Annotated in this window: 11 protein-coding genes; 7 read left to right on the top strand and 4 right to left on the bottom strand. The window is 36.7% G+C overall.

Annotation, left to right across the window (positions count from 1 at the left end):
* The first annotated feature begins 134 nt into the window (after positions 1-134).
* From VIO64_RS22695 to wecB, 4 genes are all read left to right on the top strand, one after another.
* Complete coding sequence (locus VIO64_RS22695) at positions 135-1,406, top strand: GGDEF domain-containing protein (protein WP_331922032.1); 1,272 nt, start codon at positions 135-137, stop codon at positions 1,404-1,406.
* A gap of 410 nt (positions 1,407-1,816) precedes the next feature.
* Positions 1,817-4,036, top strand: a complete 2,220-nt coding sequence (gene glgB, locus VIO64_RS22690; RefSeq protein ID WP_331922031.1) for a 1,4-alpha-glucan branching protein GlgB — start codon at positions 1,817-1,819, stop codon at positions 4,034-4,036.
* 211 nt (positions 4,037-4,247) lie between these two features.
* Complete coding sequence (locus tag VIO64_RS22685) at positions 4,248-5,363, top strand: NAD-dependent epimerase/dehydratase family protein (RefSeq protein ID WP_331922030.1); 1,116 nt, start codon at positions 4,248-4,250, stop codon at positions 5,361-5,363.
* Positions 5,364-5,368: 5 nt separating this feature from the next.
* Positions 5,369-6,499, top strand: a complete 1,131-nt coding sequence (gene wecB, locus VIO64_RS22680) for a non-hydrolyzing UDP-N-acetylglucosamine 2-epimerase (RefSeq protein WP_331922029.1) — start codon at positions 5,369-5,371, stop codon at positions 6,497-6,499.
* 101 nt (positions 6,500-6,600) lie between these two features.
* On the opposite strand, the gene VIO64_RS22675 is transcribed toward wecB, so the two are convergent.
* The 3 genes from VIO64_RS22675 to sigI all read right to left on the bottom strand — a co-directional run bounded on the left by VIO64_RS22675 (position 6,601) and on the right by sigI (position 9,625).
* Positions 6,601-7,530, bottom strand: a complete 930-nt coding sequence (locus tag VIO64_RS22675; RefSeq protein ID WP_331922028.1) for a copper amine oxidase N-terminal domain-containing protein — start codon at positions 7,528-7,530, stop codon at positions 6,601-6,603.
* Between the two features lie 158 nt (positions 7,531-7,688).
* Positions 7,689-8,915, bottom strand: a complete 1,227-nt coding sequence (locus VIO64_RS22670; RefSeq protein WP_331922027.1) for an anti-sigma factor domain-containing protein — start codon at positions 8,913-8,915, stop codon at positions 7,689-7,691.
* Positions 8,912-9,625 carry an RNA polymerase sigma factor SigI gene (gene sigI / locus VIO64_RS22665; RefSeq protein ID WP_331922026.1) on the bottom strand — a complete coding sequence of 238 codons (714 nt, stop codon included), beginning with the start codon at positions 9,623-9,625 and terminating at the stop codon, positions 8,912-8,914. The genes VIO64_RS22670 and sigI overlap by 4 nt, the downstream gene beginning before the upstream one ends.
* Positions 9,626-9,887: 262 nt before the next feature.
* Here sigI and VIO64_RS22660 point away from each other — a divergent pair, with 262 nt between their 5' ends.
* Positions 9,888-10,604 (top strand): N-acetylmuramoyl-L-alanine amidase, encoded by a 717-nt coding sequence (locus VIO64_RS22660; protein ID WP_331922025.1) that lies wholly within the window; start codon positions 9,888-9,890, stop codon positions 10,602-10,604.
* Positions 10,605-11,018: 414 nt separating this feature from the next.
* On the top strand, positions 11,019-13,253 hold the full coding sequence (locus VIO64_RS22655) for a glycoside hydrolase family 48 protein (RefSeq protein WP_331922024.1): 2,235 nt from the start codon (positions 11,019-11,021) through the stop codon (positions 13,251-13,253).
* 233 nt (positions 13,254-13,486) lie between these two features.
* On the opposite strand, the gene VIO64_RS22650 is transcribed toward VIO64_RS22655, so the two are convergent.
* Positions 13,487-15,403 (bottom strand): ABC-F family ATP-binding cassette domain-containing protein, encoded by a 1,917-nt coding sequence (locus tag VIO64_RS22650; protein WP_331922023.1) that lies wholly within the window; start codon positions 15,401-15,403, stop codon positions 13,487-13,489.
* A 268-nt stretch (positions 15,404-15,671) separates the two neighbouring features.
* Between VIO64_RS22650 and VIO64_RS22645 the strand changes: the two genes are divergently transcribed.
* On the top strand, positions 15,672-16,349 hold the full coding sequence (locus tag VIO64_RS22645; RefSeq protein ID WP_331922022.1) for a redox-sensing transcriptional repressor Rex: 678 nt from the start codon (positions 15,672-15,674) through the stop codon (positions 16,347-16,349).
* The last annotated feature ends 1,368 nt before the right edge of the window (positions 16,350-17,717 follow it).

The following is a 17,717-nucleotide window of genomic DNA, read 5'->3' as shown; positions in this document are numbered from 1 at the left end:
TAACATTATTTCCGATATAAATATGGTATAGAAATAAATTGCTTTCTGAAGCTATTTATCTGGTATAGGTTGTGGTTTCTCATATACCATATTATGCATTTTGATAGTAATCGGGAAAGAAAGGATGAATATTATTGGCAAAGAACAGGGCACCTGAAAAGGGCAAAATAGGCTTTGTGGCAATATTTTTTGTCTCTCTTGCTTTATGTTTAACAATAGGTACAGCAGCTTTTTTACTAACGGGTGACTACTTTACGCAAAATAAGGATAACCCCTTGGCTTTGCATGCTCCATTTGCAGCCTTTTCAGCTGTTGCAGCTTTTATAATATTCATTTTATTCGGATTGCTTCTTAACCGGATTACCATTGAAAGGACTTATATCAGAGAGCTTAAGAATTTTAAGGACTTTACTGACTCCATTCATAATGCACAAACAGAGAGAGAAGTATATGAAAGAATGTACGAGTTTATATGCCGTACTGTTATGGTTAACAATATAACCCTATTTTACAAAAATACCATTCCTGTGGAAGGGGTGGATGACAGTGTTGAAAACCCCTGGCAGAGAATAGGCTACGAGAAAGTGCCTCTTTGCAATATGTCACCAAGAAGCTGTCCGGTCATAAGGACAGGAAGGGAATGCAGGATTGTTAGCATACAGAATGGAATTAAATGTGCATACCAGCTTAATGAGTACAAGCAGGGAAGTTATGTTTGTCTCACAATAGTTAGCATTGACTCGCCCCAAAGTATTTTGCAGCTATATAGCCAATATGAAAACGCTTTTAATGACGAGTTGATCCATAAAATAAAGTCGTATACCGAAATAGCAAAAACTCTAATTAAAAGTAGGCGTAAGATGTCAACCCTAGATAAAAGCTCAAAATATGACAACCTTACAAAGGTGTATAACAGAGGATACTTTACAGAATATTTGAGAAAACAGGTTGAAATAGCTTTGTATTCTAAAGAAAATCTAAGCATTATGATACTTGATATAGACTTCTTCAAAAAAATCAACGATAATTATGGACACTTTGCAGGAGACCACGTATTGGCACTGTTTGCGAAGCTGGTTGTAAAGGAAGTAAGGGTAACTGATTTGGTGGCAAGATATGGCGGAGAAGAGTTTGTTGTAGTTTTGCCTTCAACTGATATTGTAACTGCATATGATGTTGCGGAAAGAGTTAGAGAAACAGTTGAAAAGGCATATATGCCGCCTTATGGAGATATTGACATTCCTTCAATAAGCTGCAGTATAGGCGTGTCTGCCCTCCCGCTATACAGTAATAATAAAGATGATCTTATTAAAACAGCAGATTTGGCGTTATATCAAGCAAAAAGGGATGGAAGGAACAGAACTAAGGTATACGATAAATCCATGGCAATGATAAAGAAAGAATAGGATAGGTAAAGAAAGGGGCACCCTAACCGGTAAGCCCCTTTTATTTTTGCAAAATTGGCGATTAAGCTGCAATATCACTCGTGATTTTTTCGGGAAATTTTGTTGTTAATGTGATTTTTGTTGGTATAAGTGATGTATCATATTATGTGCTGCTACAATTGTTTTGCTTTGCTAAGCATGAATTAATTATAATAAAAATGGGAAATATAACACACTGGATAAATAATATAGAGGACAGTTAAATATAATAATGATAAAATGTTATAAGCCTTACCGATATTTATGCTAATTTCCTAGACATAAATAAAGGATTTTGAATTTTTTTGGCGAAATAAGGTTAGGATAAAAAAGAATTGGATCAGACACTCGTATGAATGAAAGATAAACTGTAGAAAAAGGTGGTATTGTCCATGAATATTGCAGCTGATACAGAAAAGATTTTTGAGATTATTAATGCGGAATCAAGAGATCCCTATTGGTTATTGGGGATCCATAAGGTGGAGGACACTTCCAAAAAAGCAAAGGGGTTAGCCATAAGGACGTTCATTCCCAATGCTGATAGTGTCAAGGTTATTGATGAAGAAACAAATGGTAGTTACCTGATGGAAAAGATTCATGAGAGTGGGCTTTACGAAGTAAAAGTTTGGGATAAGAATGACTTTTTTTTATACAAGTATGAGGTAGTGGACAATTGCGGGAACACATACTTTATGCATGATCCCTACAAGTTTTTGCCTGTTATATCGGATTTTGATCTTTACCTTTTTAATGAAGGCAATCACCATAAGGTATATGAAAAGCTTGGAGCACATGTTCTTACAATTGATGGAATTAAGGGAACTTTATTCGCGGTGTGGGCTCCCTGTGCAAAAAGGGTTAGTGTTGTAGGTAATTTCAACCAGTGGGACGGAAGAAGGAATCAAATGAGATGCAGGGGAGCATCGGGAGTATGGGAGATCTTTATACCGGGTATCGCAACCGATGAGATCTATAAATACGAAATCAAGACTCCTCACGGTGAAATATATGTGAAAGCTGACCCATATGCTTTTTATTCTGAATTAAGACCTGGAACAGCATCCGTGGTACATGATATTGATGAATACAAGTGGAATGATGATAAATGGATAAAAGAACGCAGCAATAATGGCACCTTTGATAAGCCTGTATCCATTTATGAACTGCATTTTGGATCTTGGGCAAAAGTTCCAGAAGATAGTGAGCGGTTTCTTACATACACTGAAATGGCGGATTCTCTAATTAAGTATGTTAAGGATATGGGCTTTACACACATAGAACTGCTTCCAATTTCAGAGTATCCTTTTGATGGTTCATGGGGATATCAAATAACCGGTTATTATTCGGTAACAAGTAGATATGGAAGACCTGAAGAATTCATGTATTTTGTTGACAAATGCCATGAAAATGGTATTGGGGTTATACTTGATTGGGTTCCTGCACATTTTCCAAAGGATGGACATGGACTTGCACGCTTTGACGGGACTGCATTATATGAGCACTATGATCAAAGGCAGGGTGAACATCCTGATTGGGGAACACATATATTCAATTATTCAAGACATGAGGTCCGTAACTTCCTTGTATCCAATGCAGTTTTCTGGTTTGAAAAATACCATATAGACGGTCTCAGAATTGATGCAGTTGCATCTATGCTTTATCTGGATTATGCAAAGAAAGAAGGAGAATGGGTGCCAAATCAATGGGGTGGAAAAGAGAATGTCGACGCCATAGATTTTATGAGGCAGCTAAATACAACGGTTTATAAGTATTTCCCTAATGTAATGATGATTGCAGAGGAATCAACCTCATGGGCACTTGTATCGAAGCCTCCTCATGTGGGCGGTTTAGGGTTTTCATACAAATGGAATATGGGATGGATGAATGACTTCTTAAGATATGTAAGCAAAGACCCAATTTATCGAAAGTTTCATCAGGGGGAACTTACATTTTCCTCAGTATATGCCTTTTCTGAAAACTTCATACTGGTGTTATCACATGATGAGGTGGTTCACGGCAAGTGTTCAATGATTAATAAAATGCCGGGAGATTATTGGCAAAAGTTTGCAGGTCTTAGGGGAAGCTACGGTTATATGTTTGCTCATCCCGGTAAGAAGCTTCTGTTCATGGGAAATGAGTTTGCACAGTTTATTGAATGGGATTATAAACGAAGCTTGGATTGGCATCTCTTAGATTATGACATGCATAAAAAAATGAAGGATTATGTCAGAGACTTAAACCACATTTATCAAAGGGAAGCGGCCCTCCATGAAGTTGACTTCAGCAATGAAGGTTTTGAATGGATTGATTGTAATGACGCTGATAACAGTATAATCAGCTTTGCCCGCAAAGCAAAGGATTGGAAGAACATGATTATAGTGGTTTGCAACTTTACACCGGTACTCCATACGGGATACAGAATCGGGGTTCCTGTGGCAGGTTATTATGAAGAAATATTCAACAGTGATTCTGAAATATACGGCGGAAGCAATCAGGGGAATAAAGGAGGCATGTATTCAGAAAAAATTGAATGTCAGGGCAAACAGAATTCCATGCTGATTACGGTACCGCCTCTAGGTGTTGTTTACTTTAAGCTTAAGGAGCTGCTGTAAAATAGTGTGAGCATCTAAAATATCACGAGAGATTTGTAAAAGCTGCCTGTCTTCTAACGGAAAATTTGAAGGCCGGCAGTTTTGTTATGTATAGGAAACTGTGGTGTATCCTACACCGCAATTGAATTTTGAATGGCAAATAAATATATGCCTGCATATTATGATTTGTAGTACATTCATAAGCAATCAATTGACGGATTGGAGAGCAGGTATGAGAAATGTTTTAATTACAGGTGCAGGCGGTTTTATAGGAAAAAACCTGAAGGCTGCCCTGGAAACCTATAAAGATATAAGGGTTTACTCATATGATGTTGAAAATTCTATGGGTGAGATGGATGAGTACATTGAAAACATTGATTTCGTTTTTCATTTGGCAGGCATTAACAGGCCTGATGACGTGAAGGGGTTTGAAACTGGAAACTGCGGATTTACTGAAAAGCTGCTTGGGATGCTGTACTTAAAAGGCAAAAAGGTTCCTGTACTGTTATCGTCTTCTATACAGGCAGAAAAGGATAACCCTTACGGAATCAGTAAGAAGAAGGCGGAAGATTTCGTATTTGAATATGGAGAAAAAAGCGGCAGCAAAGTGTTGGTATACCGTTTGCCCAATGTGTTCGGCAAGTTTTGCAGACCAAACTATAACTCGGTAGTTGCCACGTGGTGCTACAACATAGCCAGGGGCATTCCTGTACAGATAAATGATCCTGATACCTTGTTAAACCTTGTTTATATAGATGATGTTATTGAAGAGTTTGTTAATGCATTAAATGGAGCGGAAAACAGGTCTATTGGGGGCTATTGCACTATAAGGAGGGTATTTACAGTAACTTTGGGGCAGTTGGCTGACCAAATCTATTTATTTAAAGAAACAGAAGGAACTATTAAAATCCCAAGCTTTGAAAAGGATTTTGATAGATTCTTGTATGCAACCTATACTTCTTATATACCCAAAGAGGATATGGCCTATGCCCTTGATATGAAGTGTGACAATAGAGGATGGCTGGCAGAGTTCATGAAATCAAAACAAACGGGGCAGATATTTATATCTCGAACAAAGCCAGGTATTACAAGAGGGAACCACTGGCATCATACCAAGGTAGAAAAGTTTCTTGTTATTGAAGGGGAAGCAGTTGTAAGGCTAAGGGGAATAAATGATACAGAGGTAATAGAATACAAGGTTTCAGGCGATAAGCTGAAAGTGATAGACATTCCTGTTGGTTACACTCATTCTATTTCAAACACAGGTGATAAGGACCTTATCACAGTGTTCTGGGCAAATGAGATTTTTAACCCGGATGTACCGGATACATATTTCATGGAGGTTTAGCGTCAATGAATAAACTGAGGGTAATGACCATAATTGGTACTCGTCCGGAAATAATAAGACTTTCAGAGTGCATAAAGGCATGTGACAAGTATTTTTCACATGTGCTTGTTCATACCGGACAAAACTGGGACTATCATCTCAATGAGATTTTCTTCAAGGACCTATCCCTGAGAAAGCCCGATCATTTTCTTAATGTTTCCGGAGGTCATCTGGGTGAGACCATGGGAAACATAATTTCCAAGTCTTATGAGGTTCTTAAATCCGAAAGGCCTGATGCACTCTTAATACTGGGAGATACAAACTCCGCTTTAAGTGCCATACCTGCAAAGAGGCTTAAGATACCAATATTTCACATGGAAGCCGGCAACAGGTGCTTTGATCAGAACGTTCCTGAAGAGATCAATAGAAAAATTGTTGATCATATAAGCGATATAAATATGCCTTATACCGAACACAGCCGCAGGTACCTTTTGACAGAAGGAGTCAGAAAGGATTTTATATTTGTGACAGGTTCTCCAATGACTGAAGTGCTTAGTAAAAATATTGAGAAGATTCATAAAAGTAATATATTGAATGAACTTGGGTTGGAGGAAGGTAAGTATTTTATTGTGTCTGTCCACCGTGAAGAAAATATTGATAATGAGAAGAACTTCATTTCTCTTATGAACTCCTTGAACTATCTGGCTCAAAAGTATAATATCCCTGTTGTCTATTCAGTTCACCCAAGGAGCCTGGGACAAATTGAAAAAAGAGGATTTAAATTTCATAGCCTGGTAAGGCAGCTAAAGCCCTTCGGTTTTTTTGACTATAACAAGCTGCAGCTAAGTTCTTTTTGCGTTCTGTCGGACAGTGGGACACTGTCGGAGGAATCGGCTATTTTGGAATTTCCGGCAGTGCTGCTGCGTACTTCAACAGAGAGGCCCGAGGTTCTTGATAAGGGCTCGGTTGCGATCGGAGGGGTGAAGGAAAGTGATATCGAGCAGGCTGTAATGCTTTGTACTGACATGTGGAAGGATAAAGCGGAAACAGTAGTTGCCGGAGATTATAAGGATCCCAACGTTTCCATGAAGGTAGTGAAAATTATACAGAGCTACACAAAGATAATAAATAGGTTTGTCTGGAGTAAGGATAGGTGAATAACCTTTGTAACATAACAAAAGCCGGTGTGTCCGGCTTTTGTTATGTTTAGGGAATTGACTTTATATGTTTAGGAGAGAAAATGCGATTAAATTTAAAATTATGCTGCAGTTGTAGGTGTAGGTGTAGGTGTAGGTGTAGGTGTAGCAACTGGTGTACTTGTAGGAGTTGCAGTGGCCGTAGGTATCGGGGTAACAGTGGCTGTTGGTGTAACTACAGCTGTCGGAGTAGGAGTAACAGTAGCAGTTGATGAGGGTGTCACTGTTGGAGTGCTGGTAGCTGTGCTACTTGGAGTAGGTGTGGCAATCGGTGCTTTTGAAACAGTAATCACTGTTTGGTTTTCTATTATTATAACTGTCTTAGATTCACTGTCCCAGTCAAATTTCATTTTAAATATTTCACCTATAAGTCTGATAGGCACGAAAGTCCTGTTGTTTATTACAGTAGCCGGAACCTCAATTCCTACATTTGCACCATCAACCTTTATTGTGCTTGCACCGACAACTATTTCAACGGTCATGTCTTTTTTTCCATACACTTCACTGTATACAGATTTTGTTACAGTTACGGTTTTTGTGTCTGCATTCCATGTAACATTTGCCTTTAAGCCGTTAGATATAGCTCTTATAGGAACCAGAGTTCTTCCGAATTTAATAACCGGTGGTGCATCTGTTTCAATCTCTTCGCCATTAATGAATATCATTGTATTGCCCTTGTTGTGCTTCTTTTTGAAGGATTGAAGGTCTTTTAAAAGTTTTTTCATGCTTTCAAGGTTTTTGGATGCTTTTTTGATCTCATCCTTTAAGAATTTTTCAGTTTCTTCAATACTTTTAATATCTGATTTGTCTTTCTTTTCGTCTTTTTTCTTTATTTCTGTATGCTTGCTATTTCCTTTTTCATTGTCTTTGACCGAGTGTTCAATTTTTTTCTGGTTCTTGCTGTTGCCTTTGTCATTTCCTTTTGCGTATGTAAGGATTCCACTCGTCAATACAAGTGTTACAGATAATAAAATACATAAAACTTTTCTCATAAAAAACTCCTCCTGTGTTTGTTGTTATTGTTCTTGCTATATACATTCGAAGATTGTATATAACATTTTGGGGTAGGTGAAAAAAATAATGCCGAATATAAATTATCTTTATATATTTCGGCATCTTATGCGTATTATATCTATATGTTTTTCCAAAATTATTTCGGACGATTGTTTGTTCCATTCTTTTGATCAGTATTATTGGTCTTGGATTTATCCTTCAAATTTTCATTATCAATTTCATCATTATTGTTTTTTGGTGAATTAGTACTATCTTTCTTGTTTTTGTCTGCCAAATCTATACTTTTTTTATTCTTATCGTTTTCATATTTGTTAGATTTGTCGGTAGCTTGTTTTGGATTGGTTTCAAGCTTGGTCTTGCTGCCATTGTCCTTGCTCAAATTGCTCTTGCCCCAATCTTTTTTATCTTTATCTTTATCCTTATTTTTATTGCTATCCAGATTTTTAACTTTCTCCCTATCGTTGCCTTTAACCTTATCCTTATCTTTTGAGGGTAAGGGCGTGAATGTATTTTTAGGTGTTGAGCCTGATTTAGGGGAATTGACTCTCTCTGAATTTTTCCTGTTTTCTTTTGTATTATTATTATTATTATTATTATTATTATTATTATTAGACTTACCGGGATTATTAGTCTTACCAGGTTTCTGGTGTTTGGTGTTTTCCCTGATTGATTTTAAAATTTCTTTAACAGGCTTGTTTTTAAGGTCATCGGTTTTTAAATCTGGTTTAAGCTCTATAAGCTTCTGAACCAGCTTAAGCTTTCCGGGAGATATACCTTGCTTAATGGCTTCGCTTCGATTCTTTTCAGTTGCCTCATCAACTACAACTTCAGAACTGATTTTTTCCGATTTAAACTTTTTTTCTACTGTCACTGTAACCTTTTCCTGCAGTTTTTTGTTTTTGCTGTCACTGGAGCTCGTAACTGTCAGCATTATAGCATTGGTAGTTTCATTCTTGAGATAACCGTTTTTAACCGCACTTCCAATTACTTGCTCAACTCCCTGATCAAGTGTTTTATTTTTTATGGATAATTCATCTGCGATTTTTTGTGCATCTACATTTAAAGCCGTGACATCAATAACCCTATCAAAAATATTTGCTGTTATCTGGAGGCTTGGATTAATGTCAATATTTATGTAACTGTGAGGATTGTTGTAAAGGAATAACCCCAGACCTACAACCAGAAGAAGTAAAGCTGCAGAAGCTGCACTTGCCATTAATCTGAAGCTAACAAATATCCTTGGCGGTAACTCAGCTTCACAGCCGACAGTATATTTGCCGTTATTTTTTAATTTAATAAAAGTACCTTCTTTTGTCATTGCTACTGCATATTTTCCTTCAATATCGACTATGAGTGCCTTCATTTTACCACCTCCAAATTTATGTAATCTTTCACATATTGATAATCACCGGTTAATATTATTATAACGGCTAATATATATTTTCGTGACCTTTCAATGGTTTTTCGGGGTATCTTCGTATTTTTTTCTATCTCAGCTATTGGAAGAAGTTTTTTCTTTTTGATGTGGTCCAATAGCTCGGGGTGCTTTATGAGATATTGAATAATATCTTTATATGTTTTGCGTGTCTTCTCGGACTTGGGAGATGCACTTGTCAATTCTAAAAATGAAATATCCCATGACAAAAGCTCCTTCTTCAATTCTTGCAATTCCAAACGTCTGTATTCACTGATTCTATCTTGGGAATACTTGCCCAGGGCCTCTCCTGCACTTAAGTCCTGCTCATTGTCCTCATCGTCATTCATATAAGCATTAATTGAGACAATTTTATTGTGCTTGCTTTCTTTTCTGAAGTAATCAATCAGCCTTCGCTTGATAACGTTTTGTGAAAATGAAAGAAAATTACCTTTAGAAATATCAAATGACTTAATGGCTTCAACAAAAGCTAAAAGTGCAATGCTCAGCTCATCATCCTCTCCATATCGTACATATCGGCCTGTTGCCTTCTCAACACATGATGCTATAAACGGCTTATATTCCTCAACGAGCTTATTAATTTCGTTATCAAAGTTTTTAATTCTCTGAACTCTTTCGTTAAGCGAGTTATCATTCATATTAATTCTCCTGACGAGGAATTTTTAGATATGCTATTTGACATAGAAATTATAACACTACTGTTTTAATTATACAAACCCAATCTCTGAAAATTCAATTTTGGGTTTTATATGTCAAGGAAAATATGATAATACACCACAATTTCTCACGACAATGACCAAGGTTGCAAAATCACAAGAGATTTTGTTCAAATAAAATGAATATGACAAACAGTATGCCGAATATTTTTATACTGAAAATACATTTACAGGTGGTAAATATATGATAGTAATAATGAAAAGAAACAATATCTTGCTCATTGGAATGATATTTGTGCTTGCAATTGCTTTATACACCCTAAACCCGGGGCGTGGGAAGGCATCTCCGGCAAACTCCAATAACACACAAAAGACAGTTCTTCTTGATGCGGGACACGGAGGTGAGGACCCCGGGGCAGTAAGCGACTATAGCCAAATAAAGGAGAAGGATATTAACCTCAATATTGTATTTGAAATTAAAAGGCTTCTGGAAGCAGAAAATTATAAGGTTATTCTTACCAGAGAAGAAGATAAGCTTCAATACCAGGAAGATACAACAAACATAGTTCAAAAAAGAAAGCAGGATCTTTTAAGAAGAAAGAAAATGATGGATGAGGCAGGTGCTGATATTGTAGTAAGTATTCATTTAAATAAATTTCCTCAAACAAAGTATTTCGGTGCCCAGACATTTTTTCCGCCAGATATGCCCCAAAGCCAGAAACTGGCCATGAGCATACAGAAGTCCATTAGAGAAAATCTCGACCCATCAAACAAGAGAGAAGCTCTGGTCAAAAAGGAACCAATAATTATATTGAAGGATTGTAAAACTACATCGGTAGTTGTTGAGTGTGGCTTCCTTTCAAATCAGGAAGAGGAGCAGAAGCTCCAAACTAAGGAGTACCAGGATAAAACTGCCTTTGCTGTGAAAGAGGGTATAAAAGCTTATTTTGCAAAAAACTAACTTGTATTTGATTAGAAAACCTTATTTATTCAATAAATATCCATTTGTTCAGGAGCCGCAAAAGACACACCTTATGCGGCTTTTAATGCTGTGGTGCTAAACGATATGAAAAATAAATAACAACATAATACAATTTTAAACAAGATAGTCTATTTTGAATAAAAAAATATTATTTTATAATTGAATAAGGATATATTATTTTTTTATTAAATTATGATATTTGGAAGTGCAAAATAATAATATCCTATTCTAACATAATTTTTTCTTGCGAGTGTGACCTGTTAATTCAGAAATGGTTAATTTTAGGTTGCTTTAATATTCATTTCACGAGAAAGGAGGGACAACCTTAAATCTAAAAGGTTAATCTAATACTACACAAATCAGTTAATATTATTAATTAGGAGGGAAGTACAAGTGTTAAAAAAGACAAAAAAGTATGTATCAATTACATTATGTACGTTCATGACAGTTAGTGCTTTGGCTACTTCATTTGCGGCTGCACCGAAGGTAGGGACCACATACAAAGATGCGTTCATGGATCTGCATGAAAAGATCAACAATCCAGCAAACGGATATTTCAGTCAGGAAGGTATTCCTTACCACTCAATCGAAACCATGATGGTTGAAGCTCCTGACTATGGACATGAGACTTCATCAGAAACTGCCAGCTACTATGTTTGGGTAGAAGCTATGTACGGTAAGCTTTCAGGCGACTGGACAATGTACAACAAGGCTTGGGATGTTACTGAAAAGTATTATATTCCTTCAGATACCGATCAACCAAACTTAAAGGATTATGACCCGAGCAAGTGTGCTTCATTTGTACCTGGTGGTGCTTTACCTGAAGATTATCCAGGACAGTTGAACCTCAATGCTCCTACTGGTAAGGATGCATTGCATGCACAGCTCAAATCTGCATACGGAAAAGACAGCATGTATCTTATGCATTGGATTTTCGACGTAGACAACTGGTACAAATACGGTAACAAAGGTGACGGAACAAGCAGAATGTCCCAGATAAACACTTACCAGAGAGGTGAGCAGGAATCATGTTGGGAAACAGTTCCATTCCCATGCTGGGAGACATATAAATGGGGTAATACTTCAAAGGGTGGTTTCGGATCACTGTTCGTAGCACAGGATACATACGCACAGCAATGGCGTTATTCTGTTGCGGGTGATGCTGATGCTCGTTCAGTACAAGCTGCTTACTGGGCTGTTAAATGGGCAAAAGAGCAAGGCAAATCAAGCCAGATCACTACTCAAAATGCAAGAGCTGCTAAAATGGGTGACTACTTAAGATATGTAATGTATGACAAATACATGAAGCCTATTGCTAAGAATACCAGCATAACCAGTACTGCCGGAGACGGTACAAACTCAATGCACTACCTCATTTCATGGTACACTGCATGGGGTGCTCCTACAACTTCTCAAGGTTGGGCATGGAAAGAAGGAAGCAGTGCGAGCCATCAGGGATATCAGAATCCTATGACTGCATACGCTTTATCAACAGTATCCGAGTTAAAGCCAAAGTCTTCAAATGGTGCTTCAGACTGGGCAAAGAGTTTGGACAGACAGCTAGAACTCTTACAGTGGTTACAGTCAGCTGAAGGTGCTATAGCCGGCGGATGTAACAACTCATGGAATGACAAGTATGATCCATATCCAGCAGGTATCTCGACATTCTATGAAATGGCATATGACTGGCAGCCAGTATGGCACGATCCGCCAAGTAACAGATGGTACGGTTTCCAGGCTTGGGGTCTGCAGCGTACGGCTGAGTACTACTATGAAACTGGTGATGAAAGAGCATACAAGATAATGAAGAAATGGGTTGATTGGGTAAAACCAAACATAAGGGTTACTGGTCCAGGCGAATTTGAAATTCCTTCAGATATTGAATGGGAAGGTCAGCCAGATACATGGACTGGTACATACACAGGAAATCCAAATCTCCATGCTACAATTACTTCATATGGTTCTGACATAGGTATTGCTGGTTCAACAGCTAACTTGCTTGCTTTTTACGCAGCAGGTACCAAGAAGCACCATACATATGACCAGGAAGCACATGATATAGCTAAGAAACTTCTTGACAGCGTAATATTGGGATGTCAGGATAATATTGGATATACCAAGGAAGAGCAAAGAGGAGACTACTCACGTTTCTTTGACCAGGTTGTTTATATCCCACAAGGATGGACTGGTAAGAATGCACAGGGTGCAGAACTCAAAAACGGTATGAAGTTCATAGATATGCGTCCGGCATATAGGCAGGATGCAAACTGGAGTAACTTGGAAACCTCATACAAAGCAGGTGTTGGTCCTAAGTTCAAATATCACCGTTACTGGCACCAGGTTGATATAGCTATGGCTATGGGTTCATTTGCAATGCTGTTCCCAGATGATAAAGTTACTGATGTTGGCGGTACTACTTCACCAACTCCAACTGGTTCAGGATTAAAAGGTGATGTAAACGGCGATAAAGTTGTTAACATGGCTGATGCTATAGTTATAGCTGGAGCTTTTGGTAAAACTTCTAATGATGCAGGCTTCAAAGCTAATGCTGACTTAAATAATGACGGAGTTATAAACATGGCAGACGTTATAATCGTTGCTAACAACTTCGGTAAAACAGCACAATAATTTGAGTTAATAATTAAATAGCATAATTGACCTAGGTCAATTATGCTATTTTTTATGTCTGGAAAAAGCTACAGAAGCTATTATAAAAAATTGAGTAGATTACATGCCTGCATTATTAGGCAAAAACAAAGCCAGGCGATATGGCCACTACAGACCTATATGCTTGGCTGCTGTTTATCTGCTAGATTTGCCATCTGCTATTATTACTAGGTGCTTTAGCAGTAAATCAATCTTTACAATCCCAGCTCTGTTGAAATGCTTTCCCACTCACTGTAAAGCTCTTCAAGCAGATTATTAAGGCTTGTTTGCTCACTGAGAAGCTCGGTTAACTTGGAGTGGTCCGATGCTATATTTTCATCGAACATTTCCTCCTCAATAACTTTTAGCCTGTTTTCAGTCTCAGCAATCTTATTCTCAATATCGGAATATCTTTTTTCCAGCTTTCTGACCCTGGCTCTCTCTTCTTTTTCTGCTATATAATCAAGTTTTGACTGGGATACCTGAGCCTGATTGGATGCATCCTCAGTTGTCTTTTTAAGCCTGTTTTTATAATCTATAAAAAAGTCATAATTACCTTCACAGTCTAGTAGAGAGCAGCCATCCAGGTCCAAAATCCTTGAAGCAAGCTTGTTTATAAAATACCTGTCATGGGATATGGAAAGGATTGTACCCTCATAATTCATCAATGCTTCCTCAAGGACTTCTCTTGAATTTATATCAAGGTGGTTTGTCGGCTCATCTAAAATGAGGAAGTTGGATGTTGACAATATTAGCTTGGCTAATGCAACCCTGCTTTTCTCACCTCCGCTTAATGCAGAGATGGGCTTTAAAACATCTTCTCCCTTAAAAAGAAATGATGATAGTAATGTCCTGATTTGAGCCAGTGTAAGGTCGTTATTTGATTCAATCAGTTCCTCCAAAATTGTCTTGCTTTCATCAAGGTCCTGGAGCTCTTGATCATAATAACCTACTTTTACCTTGTGTCCGAACTCTACCATACCCCCATCAGCCGGAAGCTTTGATACAAGAATCTTTACTAAAGTTGACTTTCCGCATCCGTTGGGACCTAGCAAAAATACCCGTTCATTCTTTCGAAGTTTAAAGCTGATATCAGAAAAAAGCTTTTTTCCAGGGTAGGACTTGGACAAATTTTCAACAAACATGACATCGTTTCCGCTAATTATGCTTTTTCTGAATTTAATATTAATTTTTCCGGGCAGATCTGTGGGCTTTTCGATTTTTTCCATGCGATCTATAGCCTTTTGCCTGCTTTCAGCGGCTATTATATTTCTTTCCCTGTTCCACTGCTTTTGTTGGGCGATAAAGGCTTCCATTTTTTCGATTTCACGCTGCTGATTTTCATAGTGCCGCTGCTGTATTTCCCTGTCAATTTCCTTTTGCTTTATATATTGTGTATAATTTCCGTTATATAACTTTGCGGAGTTGTTTTCAAGCTCCAGGGTCTTAGTGGTAACAGAATCAAGAAAATATCTATCATGGGAAACAATGAGAACCGTTTTTTTCATATTTTTAAGAAAGCCTTCAAGCCACATTATTGCCTCAATATCAAGATGGTTTGTAGGCTCATCCAGCAGCATGATATCAGGCTCCGAAAGCAGTAATTTGGCCAAGGCAAGCCTGGTTTTCTGACCCCCACTTAAAATATGAATCTTTGCATCAAATTGTTCCTCGCTAAATCCAAGTCCCTTAAGAACTCCCTTAACTCTGCTTCTATACTCATATCCTCCTTTAAGAGAATACTCATCCGAGATCCTTGCATATTCCTTCACTAGAATATCCAGCTCTTCTCCCGGTGCTTTGCTACTTATTGCTTTCTCAAGATATTTAAGACGTACCTCTTTATTTATGAGCTCTTCATAAACTGAAAGCATCTCATCAAAAATATTATTATCAGTATCAAGTCCTGTATTTTGATGCAGGAACCCAATTTTGTAGTTTTTGGATATATTTATAGTGCCGCTGTCGTACTGCAGCTCGCCGTTAATTATATTAAGAAGGGTTGATTTACCTGCACCATTGACCCCTACTATTCCCACTTTATCTCCATCCTGCACACTAAAGGAAATGTTTTTTAATACCGTATTTATGCCGTAAGAGTGGCATATATCGTTACAATTTAATATTATCATATTGACACCCTGTTTCTATTAGTTTGATATTTTGATAAATTAAACATCATTCTGCTAGTAAGATTACGGACCTTAAAATGTCCCATATTGAATTGTACCAAAATTCACTCCCGACAGCAATTTACTTTTTTAAACTTGTCTATATTAAAAGTACAAGCCAACCACCATCATCTGCTGCCAACAATATTGACAAAAAAATAACAAAGAGATATAATCATATTAAGATGAGGTTAAATTCCAATATTTATTAAAACTTTGGGGTGTAAAGATGAACTTAAAGAAAAAAGTTTCTCTTGCAGTTGTGAAACGATTACCGCGATATTACAGGTATTTGGCGGATTTGTTAAAAATGGATATAAAGAGGATTTCTTCGCAGGAGTTAAGCAGCAGGATGGGTATAACTGCATCTCAAATAAGGCAGGATCTTAATTGCTTTGGAGGATTTGGTCAACAGGGCTATGGTTATAATGTAGAGTATCTGTTTAATGAGATCGGAAATATTCTTGGGATGAGTAACAACTATAATGCTATTATTATCGGAGCAGGTAATATGGGGCAGGCACTTGCCAACTATACCAATTTTGAAAAGAGAGGTTTCAAGATAGTTGGTATTTTTGATGTAGATGCCAGTCTGGTTGGTACAGAAATAAGAGGTATACTTATAAGACATTTGGATGATTTGGAAAGCTTTGTTGAAAAGAACTATGTTGATGTCGCAATGCTGGCAGTACCCTTCGAGCAGACGCCAATTGTTGCTGAAAGAGTAGCGAAGCTGGGGGTTAAAGGGCTTTGGAACTTCTCTCCAATGGATCTTAAGCTGCCCTATGATGTTATTATAGAGAATGTTCACTTGAGTGACGGGCTCATGGTGTTGGGATACAAGCTTAATGAGAAGTATGAATTCAATAGGGTTGCCGGCAATAAGAGTGATGACTGGGATTGTTAGTTAAGTATATTTTAGGTTGCTAAAAATTATATTTATTTGAACTTATATCATTAATTATTGATTATAAAGGACTATTATAAAGTAAAAAGTAGCCAGTTGATAATAAATCTTACTTATGAATTATTTCAACTGGTTACTTTTTTATGCTTTTCAAGTTATATTCTTAACGACTGGTTAGATCTATCTTAGTAGTGTATTTAGCGTAAGCTCAATAATTTCTAGCATAGATTATAGATCACTTTGATTGAGGAGAGTCTAGATGAATAAAATAAAAAATACATACGCAAAAATATTATTACGGTTGCTTATTGTAAATTAAAATTATGTCACTTTATAGAAAGTAATATTGAGATGATTGACAAAGGGTTACATGGGTGTTATAATTAAAATGTAACCAATGAGTTATGAATTCGATAAATGTGATACTTTAACGTTGCGGAGATTGAGTAAATACAGTACATAAACCGCCAAAGTTTATGCTAGGAAAAGTAGAATGATGGTTTAAAAAGAGAGTTACTTTCAAGAACCATTAGTCCCTAAAACTGTGAAAATTATGTAGAAAAATATATTGACAAAATATACTTTAATTGATAAAATTCTTACAAAACAACAAGAACATTTACATAAAAGGTAATTGATAGTATCGTAATAGCTTTCTATTATAGAAAGTTCAATTCAAATTACTATAAAAATTTTTTTAAGAGCTTTCAAGTATTGGCTCAAGGTCATCCCTAAAAGATTATAATAATAGGTTTTTGTCTATTAATGGATGAAAGGTACACTTTAGATTCTTTTATAGTTCAAGAATGAAAGATTTGATAAAGCGTTTTAAATATTGTAACTCGATATTGTTATCAAAGTTCAAAATGGAAAACTTACTTCCGTATGTGAATTAATATTTCTCATTAATAATTTTATAGCTTTATTTTAAAAATTATGAAACAAAGCAGTATGGGTTTATATACCCTCAGTTTTGATTTGTGTGCTTTCGTTTGTATTTATGTTTGCAAAAATTTCAATTCTTAGTGATTTTCCGTGTATAGTTAACAATGCTCATGAAAACCACTAAATAAATAGATATAAGTTTACGAAAAACACAATTAATTATAGGAGGTGAAGATGTGTCTTGATAAGAGAGCCGCCCAAAATAAACAGCAATTGTAAATATTGGTAGATTGAATGTTGTTAATAAAATTATATTATGGAGGTTAATATGGCAAAAAAATTAGAGTAAGTCCCGAATTTCGTAGAAATTGAAGGTGGCAGTCCAGACGGTAGTTTGATAAACTATTGTTTGGGAAAACAAAAAATGAAAGGAGCTGCCACATATGAAATTATATCAGATCGGGTCAAAAAAGGGAAAGGAAT

It is taken from the genome of Pseudobacteroides sp. (assembly GCF_036567765.1).
Lineage (GTDB): Bacteria > Bacillota > Clostridia > Acetivibrionales > DSM-2933 > Pseudobacteroides.
Note: the sequence above shows the minus strand (reverse complement) of the source record. Positions and strands in the feature narration are given on the sequence as shown.

Coding starts and splice junctions, on each gene's coding strand:
- sigI (WP_331922026.1), bottom strand. CDS start 9,625: ATGAATGATAACTCGCTTAACGAAAGAGTTCAGAGAATTAAAAACTTT.
- VIO64_RS22660 (WP_331922025.1), top strand. CDS start 9,888: ATGATAGTAATAATGAAAAGAAACAATATCTTGCTCATTGGAATGATA.
- glgB (WP_331922031.1), top strand. CDS start 1,817: ATGAATATTGCAGCTGATACAGAAAAGATTTTTGAGATTATTAATGCG.
- VIO64_RS22685 (WP_331922030.1), top strand. CDS start 4,248: ATGAGAAATGTTTTAATTACAGGTGCAGGCGGTTTTATAGGAAAAAAC.
- wecB (WP_331922029.1), top strand. CDS start 5,369: ATGAATAAACTGAGGGTAATGACCATAATTGGTACTCGTCCGGAAATA.
- VIO64_RS22675 (WP_331922028.1), bottom strand. CDS start 7,530: ATGAGAAAAGTTTTATGTATTTTATTATCTGTAACACTTGTATTGACG.
- VIO64_RS22670 (WP_331922027.1), bottom strand. CDS start 8,915: ATGAAGGCACTCATAGTCGATATTGAAGGAAAATATGCAGTAGCAATG.
- VIO64_RS22650 (WP_331922023.1), bottom strand. CDS start 15,403: ATGATAATATTAAATTGTAACGATATATGCCACTCTTACGGCATAAAT.
- VIO64_RS22645 (WP_331922022.1), top strand. CDS start 15,672: ATGAACTTAAAGAAAAAAGTTTCTCTTGCAGTTGTGAAACGATTACCG.